This window comes from Barnesiella sp. B2-R-119, assembly GCF_023656675.1.
Taxonomy (GTDB): Bacteria; Bacteroidota; Bacteroidia; order Bacteroidales; family Barnesiellaceae; genus Barnesiella; species Barnesiella intestinihominis.
This window is the reverse complement of sequence record NZ_JAMOKL010000001.1, coordinates 835,134-852,694: the sequence shown is the minus strand read 5'-3', so window position 1 is coordinate 852,694 and position 17,561 is coordinate 835,134. Positions and strand designations below refer to the sequence as shown.

The 17,561-nt window shown below is 45.7% G+C and carries 12 protein-coding genes; 8 read left to right on the top strand and 4 right to left on the bottom strand.

Going from position 1 to position 17,561, the window contains the following annotated elements; translation table 11 throughout:
* Positions 1 to 513 precede the first annotated feature (513 nt).
* Positions 514 to 1,863 carry a Gfo/Idh/MocA family protein gene (locus tag NBH06_RS03190; RefSeq protein ID WP_008861332.1) on the top strand — a complete coding sequence of 450 codons (1,350 nt, stop codon included), beginning with the start codon at positions 514 to 516 and terminating at the stop codon, positions 1,861 to 1,863.
* Between the two features lie 532 nt (positions 1,864 to 2,395).
* Here NBH06_RS03190 and NBH06_RS03185 read toward each other — a convergent pair.
* The gene (locus NBH06_RS03185) at positions 2,396 to 4,801 is read right to left on the bottom strand and encodes a TonB-dependent receptor (protein ID WP_195330199.1); all 2,406 of its coding nucleotides are present in this window, start codon (positions 4,799 to 4,801) and stop codon (positions 2,396 to 2,398) included.
* A 125-nt stretch (positions 4,802 to 4,926) separates the two neighbouring features.
* Positions 4,927 to 5,721: a zinc transporter ZupT gene (zupT, locus tag NBH06_RS03180; RefSeq protein WP_195242085.1), complete on the bottom strand. Its 795-nt coding sequence runs from the start codon at positions 5,719 to 5,721 to the stop codon at positions 4,927 to 4,929.
* A 208-nt stretch (positions 5,722 to 5,929) separates the two neighbouring features.
* On the opposite strand from zupT, the gene NBH06_RS03175 reads away from it, so the two are divergent.
* The 3 genes from NBH06_RS03175 to NBH06_RS03165 are packed head-to-tail and all read left to right on the top strand — an operon-like array spanning position 5,930 to position 7,386.
* Entirely contained in the window at positions 5,930 to 6,481 is a 552-nt protein-coding gene (locus tag NBH06_RS03175; RefSeq protein WP_008861329.1) for an RNA polymerase sigma factor, read from the top strand.
* A gap of 43 nt (positions 6,482 to 6,524) precedes the next feature.
* Entirely contained in the window at positions 6,525 to 6,893 is a 369-nt protein-coding gene (locus NBH06_RS03170; RefSeq protein ID WP_250792757.1) for a hypothetical protein, read from the top strand.
* Positions 6,894 to 6,906: 13 nt separating this feature from the next.
* A complete protein-coding gene (locus NBH06_RS03165; RefSeq protein ID WP_008861327.1) occupies positions 6,907 to 7,386 on the top strand; it encodes a hypothetical protein in 480 nt (159 codons plus the stop codon).
* 65 nt (positions 7,387 to 7,451) lie between these two features.
* Here the strand turns inward: NBH06_RS03165 and NBH06_RS03160 are convergent, their stop codons facing one another.
* Positions 7,452 to 9,569 (bottom strand): S8 family serine peptidase, encoded by a 2,118-nt coding sequence (locus tag NBH06_RS03160; protein ID WP_250792755.1) that lies wholly within the window; start codon positions 9,567 to 9,569, stop codon positions 7,452 to 7,454.
* A gap of 10 nt (positions 9,570 to 9,579) precedes the next feature.
* Positions 9,580 to 10,587, bottom strand: coding sequence for a hypothetical protein (locus tag NBH06_RS03155; RefSeq protein WP_250792754.1), 1,008 nt, complete (start codon positions 10,585 to 10,587; stop codon positions 9,580 to 9,582).
* Positions 10,588 to 10,712: 125 nt separating this feature from the next.
* Between NBH06_RS03155 and NBH06_RS03150 the strand changes: the two genes are divergently transcribed.
* From NBH06_RS03150 to NBH06_RS03135, 4 genes are all read left to right on the top strand, one after another.
* Positions 10,713 to 11,792 carry a hypothetical protein gene (locus NBH06_RS03150; RefSeq protein WP_250792753.1) on the top strand — a complete coding sequence of 360 codons (1,080 nt, stop codon included), beginning with the start codon at positions 10,713 to 10,715 and terminating at the stop codon, positions 11,790 to 11,792.
* Positions 11,793 to 12,000: 208 nt separating this feature from the next.
* Positions 12,001 to 14,979: a SusC/RagA family TonB-linked outer membrane protein gene (locus NBH06_RS03145; protein ID WP_040295873.1), complete on the top strand. Its 2,979-nt coding sequence runs from the start codon at positions 12,001 to 12,003 to the stop codon at positions 14,977 to 14,979.
* Positions 14,980 to 14,998: 19 nt separating this feature from the next.
* Entirely contained in the window at positions 14,999 to 16,603 is a 1,605-nt protein-coding gene (locus NBH06_RS03140; RefSeq protein WP_008861322.1) for a RagB/SusD family nutrient uptake outer membrane protein, read from the top strand.
* A gap of 19 nt (positions 16,604 to 16,622) precedes the next feature.
* Positions 16,623 to 17,396 (top strand): SusE domain-containing protein, encoded by a 774-nt coding sequence (locus NBH06_RS03135; protein ID WP_155012037.1) that lies wholly within the window; start codon positions 16,623 to 16,625, stop codon positions 17,394 to 17,396.
* Positions 17,397 to 17,561 lie beyond the last annotated feature (165 nt).

Genomic DNA, 17,561 nt, shown 5'->3' with positions numbered 1-17,561 from the left:
GTTGGTTTTTTCGGGGGGACTTTTTAAGTTTGATAAAGATTTAAAACCTTATAGATATCTAAGAGATTTTTCTCTTTCGAAGCCTTTCGATAGATAAAAAATGTTGTCGTTTTTCATAATGAGTTTTTCTTTATGTATCTTTGGCTCTGTCGAATATGAGATATGGCTTAGCGAAAAAATGAGCAAGTTCTTTTTTTGAGTGGTTGCCTTTCCTTATATTTGTAGAAAAGAATATAGGATGCGGTTCGGCATAGTCAAATCGGAAATTAGATTTCTTGATTGCCTTTGCGCTCACCTTTCCCTATATTTGCGTAAAATGCAGAGATAGAATGCTTTTGGATAGGAACAGATTCGTTTGCTTGTGTTCTCTTGCGCTATCTTTGATTTGGCCTCTAAACAAGGCGGAAAAGACCTTTTTGACACCATAGGGCTGGGTATAAATCTTTTTATTTTCGGCCTGTTGGGAGTTTGAGGTGAGATGGAAATTTATTATTTATGCTGAAAAATATAACCATGAAGAAGAAAATGTTTTATGCGCTGTCTGCGCTTTTGTTGTGTAGTGCTTGTACTACGACACCACGTAATCCGTTTGAAGAACCTGCGAGGCCTGCCGGACAGGAAAGTGTTTTGAAGTTGGCTTGCGAACCTTTGGATACGGTGAGAGTCGGTTTTATTGGATTAGGAGCGAGGGGTAGAGGAGCTATTGAACGGTATGTCTATCTGCCCGATGCCAAAGTTGTCGCTTTATGCGATTTGGATTCGGTGAATGTAAACAAAGCGAATGAAATACTTACTTCGCACAAACTTCCTGCCGCCGATATTTATGTGGGTGAGGACGTTTGGAAAGAGATGTGCGGAAGGGACGACATAGATTTGGTCTACATTTGCACCGATTGGCACTCTCATGCTCCGATGGCTGTCTATGCCATGAAACAGGGAAAACATGTCGCCGTGGAAGTACCGGCGGCAATGACCGTAGCCGAGTGCTGGGATTTGGTAAATACGGCCGAACAGACTCGCCGCCATTGCATGATGTTGGAAAATTGTTGTTACGATTTCTTCGAAATGGCAACGCTCAATATGGCACAACAAGGCTTGTTCGGAGATGTGATGCATGCCGAGGGGGCTTATATCCACGACTTGCGTTCTTATAATTACGACACTACGGCGACCGGTTATAAAAACATGTGGCGGTTAAAAGCCCAGAAAGAGGAGGCCGGTAATCCTTATCCTACTCATGGATTAGGTCCTGTCGCCCAGATATTGAACATTCACCGGGGCGACCGCATGGCTACGTTGGTTTCCATGTCTAATGCGCAAAAGGGTATGCATCTTTATGCAGCCGAACATGGTATTACCGGCGAGGATACGGCACGTATCGATATGGGTGATATGAACACGACTCTTATTCGTACCGCCAAAGGGAAAACCATCATGATACAACACGACGTTACCAGTCCTCGTCCCTATAACCGCATTCACATGGTAAGCGGTACGAAAGGTTTCGCTCAGAAATATCCGCTTACGGGGATCGCTTTGGAACCCAATGCGCATGAGTTTGTCAGCCAGCAAACTCTCGACTCTCTGCTGAAAGTGTATGAACACCCCTTCTGCAAAGAGATCGGCGAGAAAGCTCGCAAAGTGGGCGGACACGGAGGTATGGATTTCATTATGGATTATCGTCTGATTCATTGCTTGAAAAACGGTTTGCCTCTCGATATGGACGTTTACGACGCAGCCGAATGGTCGTGTCTGGTCGAGTTGACCGACTACTCCGTTCGCAACGGCTCCGTTCCTGTACAGATACCCGATTTTACCCGTGGAGAATGGGATAAATTGCAAGGCTTGACTTTTGCCGAATAGAAAGATAAAATATGGGAAAATGGCTGTTTCAAGAGGAAACAGCCATTTCTGTATGTGAATAGTAAGGATTATTTTTATATCGATTGCCACAATACCCTGCGATATTACGGGACACGGCTGGGGAGGAATGTGTGAGAATGCCCTGCAATGCCACAGGGTATGGGTGAGAGGGGGTTAAAGAAACATTCTCTTTTGTGATGTAAGGATAGATTTTACGCTTCTCCCCCTTGTGTCGCATAGCGATAGGGGGGGGAAAGCAGAAGAAACAATAGTTTTCGACGGAGAGGGGGTGAGAAAGATAGAATAGGAGTTTTTTGTAAGACCAACCCCTCCGGCCTGCGGCCACCTCCCCTATATTTTGCTGTCGCAAAACACAGAGGAGGAGGGAGATGCTTTTTTGCTTTATTTTTTATGTAGCAAGCCGGAACTATCCAATCTTCTCCCTTGCCGTGTTCCGTAGCCTTACGGGGTGTTGCGTTAGCGGTATGAGGGAGACCCGCGGAACAAAGTTCTGCGGAGGGGGCAAGGAGAATTAAAACTTAATGGTGATATCTGCGCCGAATGTAATCGGGCGGCCGCACTGTACGAAGCTGTTGGGCATAGACAAGTTCTCGGCATTCATGGTCTCGAAGTAGAACGCCTGATAATGTTGATTCAGCAGATTTTTTCCCCATAGTTTCAAATCGGCGTATTTCCCCGAAAGGATAATCGATGCATTTACCAGCCCATAAAAGTTTTGAGCGGCATCGTTGGCTTCGGTCCAGTATATTTTTCCTCGGCCGAGGTATTGTAGGTCGAAAGTCAAGTCGGTCTCTTTGTCTAAGGGCAGGGTGTAAGCGCCCGATAGGGCGAGCGTATGAGCCGGTGCAAAAGGGACGAAATTGTTTTTGTAGTCGTTTTTCCCGTCGTTGTATTCTTGGAAGGTAGCATGGGTGTAACCGTAGGTTGCCGAGAGTAACAGCCGGTTGGTCGGGGTGGCTCGCAGCGAAGCCTCCAATCCGTAACTGGTGGTGCGTCCCGAATTTTTGGTGACACGGCCATATCCGCTTACGGCGGCTATTTGCTGATCGTGGCAATCGATGTAGAATAAAGATAAATCGGCAAACAGCCGGTGGTCGATTAACTGGGAACGGCCGCCTATTTCGTAATTCCAGCTATGTTCGGGTTTATACGAGATGGCTTGGTTCACGTCGGTCGTGTTTTCGAAGGCAGGCATTCCGGCAGCACTGCGACTCGGTGCGGGACGACCTCCGTTTCCCCCGCCTCCCATGTTCTTCATCAGTTCGCTCATCATGCTGGACCGGATTTGGGATTGTATCAAGTTGGAGAACATCTGGAAATTGTATCCTCCCGACCGGTAACCGCGGGTTGCCGAGGCGTAGACAAAACTTTTATTGCCGATAGCGTATTTCACTTCGAATTTGGGAGACAGTTCTATCGTGTTCATCGACTCCTTTCCATCGATGCCGAGGGGCAGGATAAAAGGCTGTTGAATCGACATCGGGGGGCGATTACCCATATTGATCGTGACGTTGGCACGCCCTGTGAGAGCTTCGGTCGCATGGGTGTGATGGTAAATGCGAGTATGTTCGTAGTCTATTCGTAAGCCTACGGTGGCCGATAAACCGTCGATAAAAATACGATTGAGCGTAGCTTGTCCGAAGGCGGCAGCACCGTAGGCCGGTGTTTTGTAAATGCCGTCGATATACAGGTTTCGATTATCTATATCTATCGTAATATCGGGCATTCCCGCTAATGCAGGGTCCTGTTTGAGAGCTGCCAGTTGGTTGTTGGTCTGTTTGGTGATGAGCAAATCTATCCCGTCTTGTCTGAAATCTACCGGGCCGTCCGTATGGGTTTGTTGATAAAACCCGAATAAGCCTCCTACCCACTCCCAACGTTTGCCTTTGTGCGATTTGACGGCAAATTCCTGTGAAACCGCATGCATTTTTTGTTTTTGTTGTAATGTAAATATGGAGCGGGGAGTAAAGTCTTGGTCCAAATGCATATCGTCGTCGAGGAATTGATAACCCGTCGTCGATGTGAAGATGAATCGGTCGTGGAGATATTGAACCGACAGGCCCGACGTGAATATGTCGCGACGATACGAGGCTTCGTCGTTGTAACTGATGCTGCCGGTCTTTTTCAGGGTTTTGTCATAACCGGCGTATGGGTATCCCTGTTGGTCGCTACCCTCGTAGTCACCGCTGAAACTCAACTTCCAATGCCTGTTTACCCGCCAGTCTAATTGTACTCTTCCACCGCCCGACCGGGTACTTCCGCTATTTTGTCGGGTATATTCGTTTTTGAAGTAGCCGTCGTCCTGTCGGTAGCGGGCATTTATCGAGAATGCGAAATCGTCGGTAAGTTTTTGGCTGGTAGTAGCGGCGACTCCCCATAAGTTGTAATTCCCGAAACTCAATTTTATTTTCGAGCCCTGTTTTTCCAAAGGCGAGAGAGTCTTTATGTTCACGAGTCCCGCCATAGTATTCCTTCCGTAGAGAGTCCCTTGCGGCCCTTTCAAGACTTCGATACTTGCAATATCGATGAAGTCGAAATCGAAAGCGCTTTTATCCAGATAGGGAACGTTGTTGACGTAGAGGCCTACGGCGGGAGAGTTGATTCGGGAACCTATACCCCGTATGTAGGCCGAGGAAATGAGTTTGGAGCCATAATCGGGAATAAACAGATTGGGAACGACGGTAGAAATATCCTTGACCGAACGGATATTCATTTCGTCGAGATTGCCCGTGTTGAGATAAGAGATGGAACCGGGGAACTCGAACAGTTTCGAATCCCATTTGGGGTTACTGATGATAGTAATGGCATTCAGGTTATATATGCGGTTTCCCAAAGAATCGGTAATCGCCGGTATCGGTTTACCGGTTGCAAGAAATGGTAAAGTTCCCAAGATGAACGCGAGCAGAAAATTTTTCATAAGATTTGTTTACCTGTTGAAAGAGCGAGTCTCTCTTTGAATTTTTGCACAAAGTAACAAGAGAAAAATTTTCTTTACAATCATCAATAGTAGTGATTTTTCGAGGACGGGATATTATCCGGGTGTTAGATGAAAAACAGGAGGCTGGCTGCCATGACTGCCATGCCGGTGATGACGCCTCCTATGCCGTAGTGATGATGACCGTATTTTTCGGCTCCCGGCAGCAGCTCATCGAATGAAATGAACACCATAATACCCGATACGAATGCCAATAGAAGCGCGTGAATCGTGGGAGTCCAAAAAGGTAACAGAAACAGGAATCCGATGAGTGCGCCTACCGGTTCGGCCATACCGGAAAGCAGAGAATACCAAAATGCTTTCTTGTGGCTGCCCGTCGCTTGATAGATGGGTACGGAGACAGCGATACCTTCCGGTATGTTGTGAATGGCAATGGCTATGACGATGGGAATAGCTATGTCGATATTGCCCAGTGCCGATGCGAATGTAGCGAGTCCTTCCGGGAAATTATGGATACTGATAGCCAGTGCCATCAGTATTCCGGTACGGTGCAATCGTTGTTGTCCCGATAGTTCTTCCACGCGGTGGACTTCATGAGGATTCTCGTCTTCGGGAATCAAGAAGTCTATCAATGCGATAAACGATGTTCCCGAGAAAAATGCGATCAGCATGTAGATATTAGACATGCGCGGGCTGAAACTCTCGCTGAGCATACCCAATGCCTCGGGCATTAATTCCATGAACGATATATATATCATTACTCCGGCCGAGAACCCCAATGCCGCAGAAAGAAATTTCGTATTGGTTCGTTTGGCGAAAAATGCAATGAGGCTTCCCACTCCGGTCGATAGGCCGGCTATCATCGTGAGGAGAAATGCCAAGAGTATAGAATTTATTTCCATGTTTTCGAGATTGTATAAAACCGTAAAGGAAAACCGCACTATCCTCTTGTCGGGGAATTGGCCGTTTCCTTCGTGGTTTTTCGGAAACAAAGGTAATGTATTAAAACATTATGAAGTTCACCGAATAATAAAAATAACAAAAAAGAATGAAATATGTTAGGAATAAACCGTTGGCTCTACGTATCTTTACCTCCTGAAAAGAGAGAATATGCAAGATTATAACGAAGATATTGTTATCGAGCAGTTACAGAATCCGGCGACTGTGCGGCAGGCATTCGCACGGGTCGTGGCCCGGTATAGTGAGCCGTTATATTGGCAGATTCGAAAAATGGTACTTTCGCACGACGATGCCAATGATTTATTGCAAAATACATTCTTAAAAGCATGGGGAAGTATCGAGTATTTCAGAGGGGATGCCAAATTGTCGACTTGGCTTTATCGTATTGCAGTGAATGAGGCATTGACTTTTCTGGCACGGGAACGGGAACGACGGAATCTTACGGCCGACGATACCGATGATTTCCTGCTCTCTCATGTAGAGAGCGACGAATATTTCGACGGAGATCGTGCACAAAGGCTTTTGCAAGAAGCGGTTTTGCAACTCCCGGAGAAACAACGCCTCGTTTTTAATATGCGTTATTTCGACGAAATGAAATACGAAGATATGTCCGAAATTCTGGGAACGTCGGTGGGTGCATTGAAAGCATCGTATCACCATGCGGCGAAAAAAATAGAGGAATATCTGCAAGATCATGTTTAAACCTTTTCATTATTTTCGTGTCTAACAAACAAAAGGTGAAGCTATGGAAAAGAAAACTCCCCTGTTAGATGAAATCGGTAGGAAGCACGGTATGAAAGTGCCCGGTAATTATTTTGCCGATTTCACCGAAAAGATGACGGAAAGTTTGCCGGAAAGGGAATTTTCCGAACTCGTGCAACCTTCGTTATGGCTTCGGATAAGACCGTGGATTTATATGGCAGCCATGTTTGCCGGTATATGGCTTATGATGAAAATGTTTACGGGAATATTCTCGGTGGAAAAAGGAGAAACTCCTGATATGGAAATGACGGCTTCGGCGACAGATGGAAGTACGATAGAAGACGAGTGGATCGCTTATTATGTCGATGATTACACGGCTTATGAAATGCTCTATACCGATAGCGATTATTAAAGGAGAAGTAGTTATGAAGAAAATAATTTTATTATTATCGGCCGTTTTATTATGGGCATTGCCCGTTTCGGTTTCGGCACAGAATAAGAATAACGACAAGGCGAAGCAACAGCGAAAAGAACAGTTTGACCGGTTCTGTAAATTCCGTCGGGATTTTATGATGAAACAGATCGGGCTTTCCGAACAAGAGGCGAAACAGTTCTTTCCCTTGTATGAAGAGATGGAAGGGAAAAAATGGACGGTAGACAGGGAGGCTCGAACCTTTGCTCGGAAAATAGTACGTTCGGAAACGGCTGTTTCAGATGTCGAGTATGAAAAAGCGGCCGAAGTTTTACTGGAAAAGGACGAGAAGTTGGCAAAGATAGATCGGGAATATTACGACAAGTTCAAAACCTTTCTGTCGAATGAAAAATTATTTAAATTCAAAAATGCCCAAATGAAATTCCCGAGAGCCATGATGAAATGGCATGGCGGGAAACATCATCATGAGTAATAATGTAATGTACGGGATAATGAAGAAAGGGAGAAGTTTTTTTGATCTTCTCCCTTTCTTTTTATTTATGGTACAAATATCTTTTCCGAAAAACCGTTTATATGAAGGATATACAATCCGGTATTCAATCCGAGTTCTCTCCATTCGATTCGGGTTCCGGGCTCGACATCTGTTTTATCGGAGTATCTTATGATTCCGTCCGGGGTCGATAATATGAGGTTTATTTTACCCGCTTGCGATGTGAATAAAATTCCGTCTCGATAAAGTTTGTATAGTTTGTCTGTCGACAAGTTGTCGATGGCGCTCGGTGAAAGCACCTCTTTGATTCCGGCGAGAGCGTCTATTTTCCCGTATCCGTAAATGGAGTTGGGACATGCTCCTGTATGGGAATCTTGGCGGGCGGTCTTTTTCAAAATCAGTTGTATATCTTCGGGAGATAGTTCTGGATTTGCTTCTAACCATGTGGCAATGACTCCGGCGACAAAGGGCGAGGCTTGCGATGTTCCCGTCATTTGTCCCCAATAATAGCTTTTCCCGTTTATCGTTGCCCGGGCGACAGTGTTGGCGCTACTCTCCTTATAGTAATCGGAGTAAGAAGATACGGCGCTGAAAATCATTCCTCCCGGAGCCGTCACGTCGGGCTTTACTCGGCCGTCCGAAGCCGGACCTCGGCTCGAAGTGTAATTGATTTTATTCAACGGGTAATCGATCAACATGGACTGTTTCTTTCCCGAAAAATTTGTCCATACGTTTCGGGTTGTATAGTTTCCGACAGAAATGGTTCTCTTTCCTGTTCCTCCCAATTCCCCTAATGTACGGTCGGCATCGAAATTGACATGTGTGCTTTTCCCGTTGTCGGTGAACTGTCCGCTGTTTTTGTCGGTCCAGAGATCGATGTGTTGGGTTTCGCCCGTTACTCCTATTTGTATGTCGTAACCTTTTAGATTGAGATTATTCAAGGCGACTCTATACATGCGCCTCGTGTTGTTCCACAATTCGGTATAGTAGGCGATTTCTCCGCCTTCCGAATAGTTGAAGTCGGCAGGGACGGAAAACGATTGGTCCGTACCGTTCGAGGTACAACTCCATACGGTTTCGCCTTGCGAGTCGGTTAGCGAAACGGTAACGGTAAACCCGTCCGATTCACCCCAAACTTCGAATGTGTTGGCGGCGTATCCCGATGGTTTGAAAAAAGTCAGTACAGGAGTCTCTGCATTGTTGAGTTCCATCGAAGCATGAGTTTTATTTTTGGCATCGTTTCCGATGGAACCGACCAGAATTTTTCCTTTTCCCAGCATGGCATCGATGGCTTGATCGAAAAGCGAAGTCCCGTCGTGCGGCCCGTAAGAAGTATTTAGGCTAATGTTGACTACGGCCGGTTTGTCTATCGAGTCGGCATAGTTGAATACATATTTAATACCATTCAGAATATCGGTATCTTCCAATGTCGATCCTACCATTACAAAGTCGGCATCATAAGCTACTCCGTAATAGGGATTCTTGTCGAGTGTCGTGGACTCCGAGGTCGCTATTGTCCCGAAATAACTGCCACCGGCTATTCCGGCTACATGGGTTCCGTGTGTTTGCTCTTCGTTGTCAGTCCCTTCGGCAAGAATATTTTCTTTATCCGACAGTAGTTTGTTATCGATTTGATTCCAGAATCTTGCGATTCGGAGGGTCTCGTTGTCAGACGAGCGGAAGGCCGGGTGAGTTACGTCGAATCCAGAGTCTACGAACCCCAATACGACATTCTTTCCGGTATAAGGTGATGAAAGAGACTCCCCGTTTTGTACCAGTACTACGTTCGTTTCTGTACGTGCTTCATCTAAGGATAAGGATGCTTTTCGAGGAAGCTCGGCTCTTTTTACGAAGTCAGAGTCTAAAAAACGAGACAATTCCGACGGTGAAATACATATCGTATAGAATCCGTTTCCCAATGCCACATACGATAAAACAAAACATTCCAGTAAATCGTTTTCGGTCGTATGCTCGTCGCATTGAACGAGAAGTCGCAGATCTTTATCCTGTCTGGATAATTTTTCCAATCGATTGCCAGATCGAATTAATTGATCGAGCGTTTGGCGCGATGAGGCCGATAGTTTTTCGTTGGCTGCAAAACACGTCATGCTGTTGAGGAATAAGATTCCACTGAACAGCATGACGTAAATATAGATTCGATTCATAAAACTTTATTTATAGGGCACAAACTTTGAAAGCAGCGTTCCCTACTTTTACGATATAAATTTTACCCGGGGTGAACGGGAAGTCATATCGACCGTTATTTACAAGCCCTTGATTTATCAATCGACCGTCTGTTTCGTGAATAGTGACAGGTTGAACGGAGGTGTCGTTTATCGAAAAACCTTGTCTGGTAACCGTCAGTTCCAACTCTTCGTTTTGGGTATTTTCAATTCCGGTAGAATTGTACACGACAGCAACGTCATCGATTTGCAGATAGTTTCCTTCGGCAACTTCGAGCGGTTTTTCCGGTTTTTTACTGAGGTAGTTGGATGCACAGAACACGATGTTCATTTTTTCGGGAATCTCTTGTGATGTATAATCGATAGAGATTTCTTTGGTCTCGAAAGCATCTATATCGTTATCGATGGTCAATTCTCCCGACCCTATCAAGGCCGCACCCGCATTCCCGGCGAGAACGGCGCTCATTTCGTCGGTATGGTTGGCTCCGTTTTTATCGGTCGACTCGGCCGAGCCCTTCCATAGATAGACTTTGATATGGGCAGCATCGTCTATGTCGCTTGTAGGAGCATTGTAGTATTGGGCTTTGAAGGTGATTTTACTGGGACGTCCCGTAAATTCTACACCTCCGTCTACACCCAAATCCCCTGTTGCGGCTGTGAAATAATTGGTGTTTACATATATCCACGGAGTTCCTAATGAGAGTATTCCCGGAATGACGTAACCTGTGGTCATCCAGCCACCTTTGGTTCCCGCAAAAGTATTTTCTATAATAGGTGAGGCATCGGATTCGTCTCCTCCTTTGGTAACGGTTCCTCCTTTCATTGAACCGAAAACTCCGCTTGCGTTGCAAGACAATGCATGCCAACCTACGGGTTGTACTTTCTGGTTGCCTCCGTCGCTTTCCCAAGCTCCGTTAAAGTCGTCTCCTGAGAAATTTTCACTATGTGCCGTTAGAGAAAATAGGACACAGCAACTTAAAATAAGATAAAATTTCTTCATAATCCGCTTTGTTTAAATGAATTTGATTATAATATTATATTTTTGTGCAGGCAAAGTAAAGAAAAAAATGTAATAATGGAAAGAGAAAAAGGAAAATAGTAGTAATTATTAAAGTTTTAAGAAGTATGAGAAAGAAATTTGCTTGGTTTTTCTGTATATTTATGTCATCTCTTGTTTTGTTGTCATGTAGCGAGGATAATAAAAAAGGAGAAGAACCCGGAGACGGTACGGGAGGAGGAACTCCTGAGGGGGATACTAAAACTTATTTTGAAACGACCTATTCCGATTTGTCTGCTTACGTTGACAAAGATGTGAGCGAGATATGGGCCGCTGTGGGAAATGCTTCGAAAGATGAGGAAAATAATATCCTGTATGTGCAGGATCAAAAAGGCAATCGATACAAAGCGACGTTTAAACTCGATGGAACGATGATTGCTACCATAGAAATGGTTTTGACCGGAAGTTCCGAAAACAAAGGGATTGAAGTGTGGGAAAGTATGATATCTTCTTTCCGGGATTATAAATTAGGGACTTTCCTCGGTACGAAATTTAAAGATTACGCTACGGGCGTGGGGGGTATCAAGCAAACCACAGAAGAGACGATTCCGTTGTTGACTCTGGAAGCCAATACGTTGATATATCCCGTATTCGGCATACAGAAAAAAGTGTATTGTTGTCCTATCATGGATAAAGATAAATTCCGTGTAGAAATATGCCGCAATTATTTACCTCTCGATTTTAGTACATTAGGTAAATATGTGGGTGCGAATATCGATGAAACTCTGCAAGAGTTTTATGCGATTAGCAATAAGATCCTTTTCGGGACGGCGATGGCGTATCTCTATTTCGATAGTGCGATCGATTTGAAGGGTAATAACTATACGGTTAATTTCGATTCCGACAAAACATTGGAAACCGTTTTGGAAATTTCGGCTTATATTCCTGAGAACGAACAAACCATCGCTCGTTGGAAAGACCTCTTGCAAAACTATGCCGATTATAAGTTAGGCACGTTGAAAGAATTGTATGTGACCGATGCTTTCGGCGATAAGGTACAAGACTTGGCCGATGCGCAAGCGGCGTTCGATTTGTATGAGTCTAACGGTCGTAACAACGGGATCATTGCTCGTTTTGAGACGGCTTATGGTAACAATTCTCTCATATTGAATAAAGACTATTGTTATATTCTTGTTAGGAAAAGTTAAGCAGTCGATCGTATGGAAACGAAGAACGCTCGGGAATTACCCCGGGCGTTCTTCGTTTTTTAAGGGAAATAATCTTAGCGGGCAAACAAAACAGCAAAGGTGTTGTTCTATGAGATACAGACGGTACAAACGCTTGTGGGGAGAGCTTCGCTCTTTTGGAGCAATCGGGGTCAATCGTCTATGAGTTCAACCATCAAAAGTATCTGATATGAGAAAAGTTTGTGAAAAACTACACATGAAAATCCGGTCAGGGTTGCTGTTAGGATTATGTTGCCTGTCGTGGTCGCTATCGGCGCAACGTATGGCCGTGCAAGGGACGGTAGTCGATAGTTCGGGAGAGCCGGTTATCGGGGCGAATGTCATTGTTCGGGGATCGTCTGCGGGCGTAGCGACCGATCTCGATGGGCGGTTCCGTCTCGATGTGGTTCCCGATGCTACTCTCGTAGTTTCCTATTTGGGATACAATACGCAGGAGGTTCCGGTAAACAATCGTTCGCAGATAACGATCGTTTTGCAGGAAAACGCTGTGGCTTTGCAAGAAGTCGTGGCGATAGGTTATGGAACTGTCCGCAAGAGCGATGCCACAGGGTCGGTTACTTTGGTGAAACCCGATGAGATAAATGCAGGTTTAGCGACTTCTGCACAAGATTTGTTGGTCGGGAAGACACCGGGTGTAGTAGTCACTCTCAACGGCGGTAAACCCGAGGGTGGCGCCGATATCCGTATTCGTGGAGGTTCATCGCTCAATGCGACGAACGACCCTTTGATCGTTATCGACGGTGTTCCTGTCGATAATTCAGGAGTGACCGGAATGTCCAATTCGCTATCCATGATTTCTCCCGATAATATCGAGTCGTTCACGATATTGAAAGATGCTTCGGCAACGGCCATTTATGGGTCGAGGGCATCGAACGGAGTTATCATTATTACGACGAAACGGGGACAGTCGGGAAAACCGCAAATCAATTTTACGGCCAATATGTATGTGAATACACCTCGTAATAAAGTGGGGGTACTCGACGGAGACCAATTCCGTCAGGTGATAACCGATTATTACGGAGAAGGGAGCCCGGCTTATAATTTATTGGGGACGGCCAATACGAATTGGCAGGACGAAATTTTGCGGACGTCGGTCAGTAGCGATTATAATCTGAGTGTAGGTGGAACGTATAAAATTCTGCCGTATCGGGTTGCGGTGAGCTATACCAATCAGAATGGTATTTTGAAAACCTCTGCTATGGATAGGGTGACGGCTTCGATAACGTTGAATCCCAAATTTTTCGACAATACGTTGAGTGTGACGGCCAATGTGAAGGGCTTTTATATGCACAACCGTTTTGCCGACGAAGGTGCTATCGGTGGCGCGGTATCCTTCGACCCGTCGCAATCGGTACGGGTCGATAACCTGCCCATCGGTAACGGATATTTTACATGGTTGAAACCCGGAACCGACGAATTTATAGGTATCGCACCCGTAAATCCGGTATCGCTTATCGACGAACGGTCCATGAAAGCCGATGTCTATCGCAGCGTGGGTAACTTGCAGCTCGATTATGTAATGCCTTTTTTGCCGGCGTTACATGCCAACTTGAATTTAGGATACGATGTCTCTCATAGTATTCAACATAATCTCATGACTCCCGACTCCCCTCTTACTTACAAGGAGAATAAAAAAACAGGGCTGGGACAAGACGAACGGTTGAGGCAACTCAAACGGAATTTGTTGCTCGACTTCTATCTCAATTATAAACAGGATTTCGAGTCGATACATAGTAGGCTCGACGCTATGGCTGGATATTCGTGGCAACGTTTTTATAAAGATGGAGGAACCCGCACTACATTGATGCCCGATAAGGAACAATGGTTCGTCTCGTCCTATACCGACCATTTACAGTTGATTTCCTTCTTTGGGCGTGTGAATTATACCTATAAGGACACCTATCTGTTTACAGTCACATTACGTGGCGATGCGACATCTCGCTTTTCGAAAGATAACCGTTGGGGCGCATTCCCGGCCGTTGCGTTGGGGTGGAAAATTATCAACGAGCCTTTTATGGAACGGGCGACTTCGTTTATGAGCGAATTGAAGTTGAGGTTGGGCTATGGTATTACGGGACAGCAGGACATTAGCGACAGTTATTTCCCGTATATGCCGTTGTTTACGATCGGTTATCCTACGGCATCCTATCCGTTCGGCGACCAATATTATTATACGATACGTCCTAACGGCTATGACCCCAATATTAAATGGGAGGAGACTACGACGTGGAATGCCGGTATCGATTTCGGATTTTTGAATAATCGCATTACGGGATCGTTGGATTACTATTATCGCGAGACGAACGATTTGATTAGTCGTATTCCTGTTCCGGCAGGGTCCAACCTTACGAACGAGATATACACCAATGTGGGACGTTTGCGCAACGAGGGTATCGAATTCAATATTCAAGCAAAAGTTATCGATAATAAAGATTTTACTTGGGATTTGGGTATGAACGTCGCTTGGAACTCCAATAAAATAACCAAACTGAATAAAAGCGAGAGTGCCGATTATTACATTCCGGTAGGAGGTATAGGCGGAGGTACGGGCAATACCGTACAGGCTCATAAAGTAGGGTATCCGGCATACAGTTATTTATTGTATGAACAAGTATATGATGCCGATGGTAATCCCATCGAGGGATTGTATGCCGACCGTAACGGCGACGGGGTCATAGACGAATCGGACAAATATATTCACCACAGCCGTGACCCGAAAGTCGTTATCGGTATCAACTCGACCATGAATTGGAAAAATTTCGATTTCGGAATCTCTTTGCGGGCCAACTTGGGCAATTATGTTTATGACAACGTATTATCTCAAAATTCGATATATAGCGCGATGTACAACAGCGCAGGTTTCCTGAGCAATATCATGCGGCGTGGGGCGAAATTCGAAACCCAGCAATACATGAGCGATTATTATTTGAAGAATGCCGGATTTCTGCGTTGCGACAACATTTCGCTGGGATATACTTGGAAACACCTGTTGGACGATGCGTTGCGGCTGAGAGTTTACGGTGCGGTACAAAATCCTTTTGTCATTACCAAATACAAGGGGCTCGACCCGGAAGTTTTTTCGGGTATAGACAATAATGTTTATCCTCGGCCCACGACCTATACGTTGGGTGTCGTTTTGACCTATTAACCTCTAAAAATACAAAAATATGAAGTCTTTTATATATAAATGTTTTATAGGCGGGAGCGTCGCTCTTTCGATGACTTTGTCTTCCTGTTTGGGCGATCTCGATTTGAAACCTATCGACGATAACGTGATACAGTTGTCCGACTTTAAGGACAATCCGCAATATTACACGCAGTTGTTAGCCAAAGTATATGCCGGTTTGGCCGTGTCGGGGCAAGAGGGCCCTGCCGGTAATCCCGATATACAAGGGTTCGACGAGGGACAGGCGCAATACCTGCGGGCCTATTGGAATTTGCAGGAACTGCCTACCGACGAAGCCGTGTTAGGTTGGAACGATGCTGGACTACCCGAACTGAGTATGTCCACATGGTCGGCAGCCAACGGTTTTGTATATGTCATGTATAGCCGCGTGTTTTTTCAGATAGCTTTATGTAACGACTTTTTACGCAATACGACCCCGACAGCGCTGGCTGCCAATGATGTCCCCGAAGATGTCGCTGCTCAGATACAGACCTATCGGGCCGAGGCTCGGGTGTTGCGGGCTCTTTCCTATTGGCATGCTATCGATCTGTTCGGTGCGGTCTCTTTTGTGACTGAGGAGAATAAAATCATGGAGGCTCCCAAGCAGAAGTCGAGAGCCGAGATATATCAATTTATATTGGACGAGTTGAATGCCGTAGAAGAGTCTATTCCTTTACAACCTCAGTATGGGAGGGTAGGACGCGATGCCGTCAATATGATTCGGGCGAAACTCTATCTCAATGCTGCGGTTTATACCGGTACGCCGCAATACGGATTGTGTGCCGCCGAGTGTGAAAAAATAATCGCTCGGCACAATACCGGGACGAATCATGGATTGGCCGAAACGTATAAATACTTGTTCGGCGGCGATAACGACCGTTATGCGAGGGGCGGCAATGAAAGCGAAATACTTATGACTGTTCCTTTCGATAGCGATTCGATTCGTTCGTACGGGGGTACGATGTATCTCACCGTAGGCTCGTATGGAGGTAAAATCTCGGCGAGAAATTATGGGGTAAACGATGCTTGGGCCGGCCCCCGTTCTACCTCTACGCTGGTACTCTCATTCTCTCCGCAAGACGAGCGTTATGCCTTTTTCAGCGAAGGAGCGAGTATTAACAATACCAACCTTTCTACCTATCAGGACGGTTATTCGGTCGTGAAGTTTACCAATCTGCTCTCTACCGATTGGGACAATGCAGCAGGCCGTGCCGAATCTTATCCCGATACCGATTTCCCTTTGTTCCGGCTGGCCGATGTCTATCTGATGTATGCCGAATGCGCATATCGGGGAGCTGCCGATCGGGAAACGGGAAGAACCTACATGAACTATTTGAGGGATAGGGCAGGCATGCCGCAATACGATTCGGTAGACGATATCACACTCGACGAAATTTTGCAGGAACGTATGAGAGAGCTTTATTGGGAAGGGCATCGTCGTACCGATTTGATTCGGTTCGAAAAATTCACCTCCGGTAATTATTTGTGGCCGTGGAAAGGAGGCGTATATGCCGGTAAATCGCTGGATACCAAATATAATCTATATCCTATTCCGGCAAAGGAAATCGCTGCCAACCCCGGCATACAACAAAACTATGGCTACTAACGGTAAAAACGACAGAATTATGAAATCTTCTTTTATTAAATTATCCGTTTGGATAGGCTTGTCGGCACTTGTCGCCTGTAACGATGTGGATACTCCCAAATATGACTTGCAGGCTACACCCGAACTGGCGCCTCTTGCACAACCGGCTTTGGTTTTGAACGAAGCCTCGTCGGGGTTTATAGCCGAGACATTCTCATGGTCGTCGGGAGACTATGGTTTCCCCGCTGCTCCCGTTTACACATTGGAGATAGATAACCGGAAAGATTTTCCCGATCCTATACAATTAGCCGAATCGAATGCCGATTATGTATCAGTGACTGTCGCCCGATTGAATATGGCGACTCTTATTCTGGACGGTCAACCGGGAGAGCCTTGTGATTTGTTCGTCAGGGTAGTAGCCAAGTTGACAGCCGACCATACCGTCGCTTCTTCTCCTCGCGACATTACGGTGACGGCCTATGACGAACCTATCGTGTATCCCAAACTGTATGTCCCCGGTAATTATCAAAACTGGGATATTGCGGCAGCACCCGTGCTGCAATCCTATCGAATGAATAATCGGTATGAGGGATATGTCGATTTTGTGGTCGCTGGAAATCCCGATGCTGCGGTAGAATTTAAAATAACCACTCTGCCCGATTGGGCGCAGGGCGACCAGTATGGCGATGGAGGTCCCGGACGATTGAAACTCGATGGGGAAAATATCTCATATACTCCGCAGGGTTATTATCTCATGCAGGTAGATTTGGATAAATTAACCTACAAATTGACTCCGTCCGAACCGGTCCCGTGAACCATTTGCACCGTGAGGTGTTTTCTATATATACTGTGTTATGTGTGTGATGGCGGAGGAAACGTAGCTTTGAACGGCTGCGCTTCCCCCGCTTTTTTGGTGAAGTGAAGATACCCACCCATGACGCAAAGGAAAAGCAAGGGCATGAAGCTATGACTGTTTTAT

Excerpts from the sequence above, each read along its gene's own strand:
- NBH06_RS03190 (WP_008861332.1), top strand. The coding sequence starts at position 514 with ATGAAGAAGAAAATGTTTTATGCGCTGTCTGCGCTTTTGTTGTGTAGT.
- NBH06_RS03185 (WP_195330199.1), bottom strand. The coding sequence starts at position 4,801 with ATGAAAAATTTTCTGCTCGCGTTCATCTTGGGAACTTTACCATTTCTT.
- zupT (WP_195242085.1), bottom strand. The coding sequence starts at position 5,721 with ATGGAAATAAATTCTATACTCTTGGCATTTCTCCTCACGATGATAGCC.
- NBH06_RS03175 (WP_008861329.1), top strand. The coding sequence starts at position 5,930 with ATGCAAGATTATAACGAAGATATTGTTATCGAGCAGTTACAGAATCCG.
- NBH06_RS03170 (WP_250792757.1), top strand. The coding sequence starts at position 6,525 with ATGGAAAAGAAAACTCCCCTGTTAGATGAAATCGGTAGGAAGCACGGT.
- NBH06_RS03165 (WP_008861327.1), top strand. The coding sequence starts at position 6,907 with ATGAAGAAAATAATTTTATTATTATCGGCCGTTTTATTATGGGCATTG.
- NBH06_RS03160 (WP_250792755.1), bottom strand. The coding sequence starts at position 9,569 with ATGAATCGAATCTATATTTACGTCATGCTGTTCAGTGGAATCTTATTC.
- NBH06_RS03155 (WP_250792754.1), bottom strand. The coding sequence starts at position 10,587 with ATGAAGAAATTTTATCTTATTTTAAGTTGCTGTGTCCTATTTTCTCTA.
- NBH06_RS03150 (WP_250792753.1), top strand. The coding sequence starts at position 10,713 with ATGAGAAAGAAATTTGCTTGGTTTTTCTGTATATTTATGTCATCTCTT.
- NBH06_RS03145 (WP_040295873.1), top strand. The coding sequence starts at position 12,001 with ATGAGAAAAGTTTGTGAAAAACTACACATGAAAATCCGGTCAGGGTTG.
- NBH06_RS03140 (WP_008861322.1), top strand. The coding sequence starts at position 14,999 with ATGAAGTCTTTTATATATAAATGTTTTATAGGCGGGAGCGTCGCTCTT.
- NBH06_RS03135 (WP_155012037.1), top strand. The coding sequence starts at position 16,623 with ATGAAATCTTCTTTTATTAAATTATCCGTTTGGATAGGCTTGTCGGCA.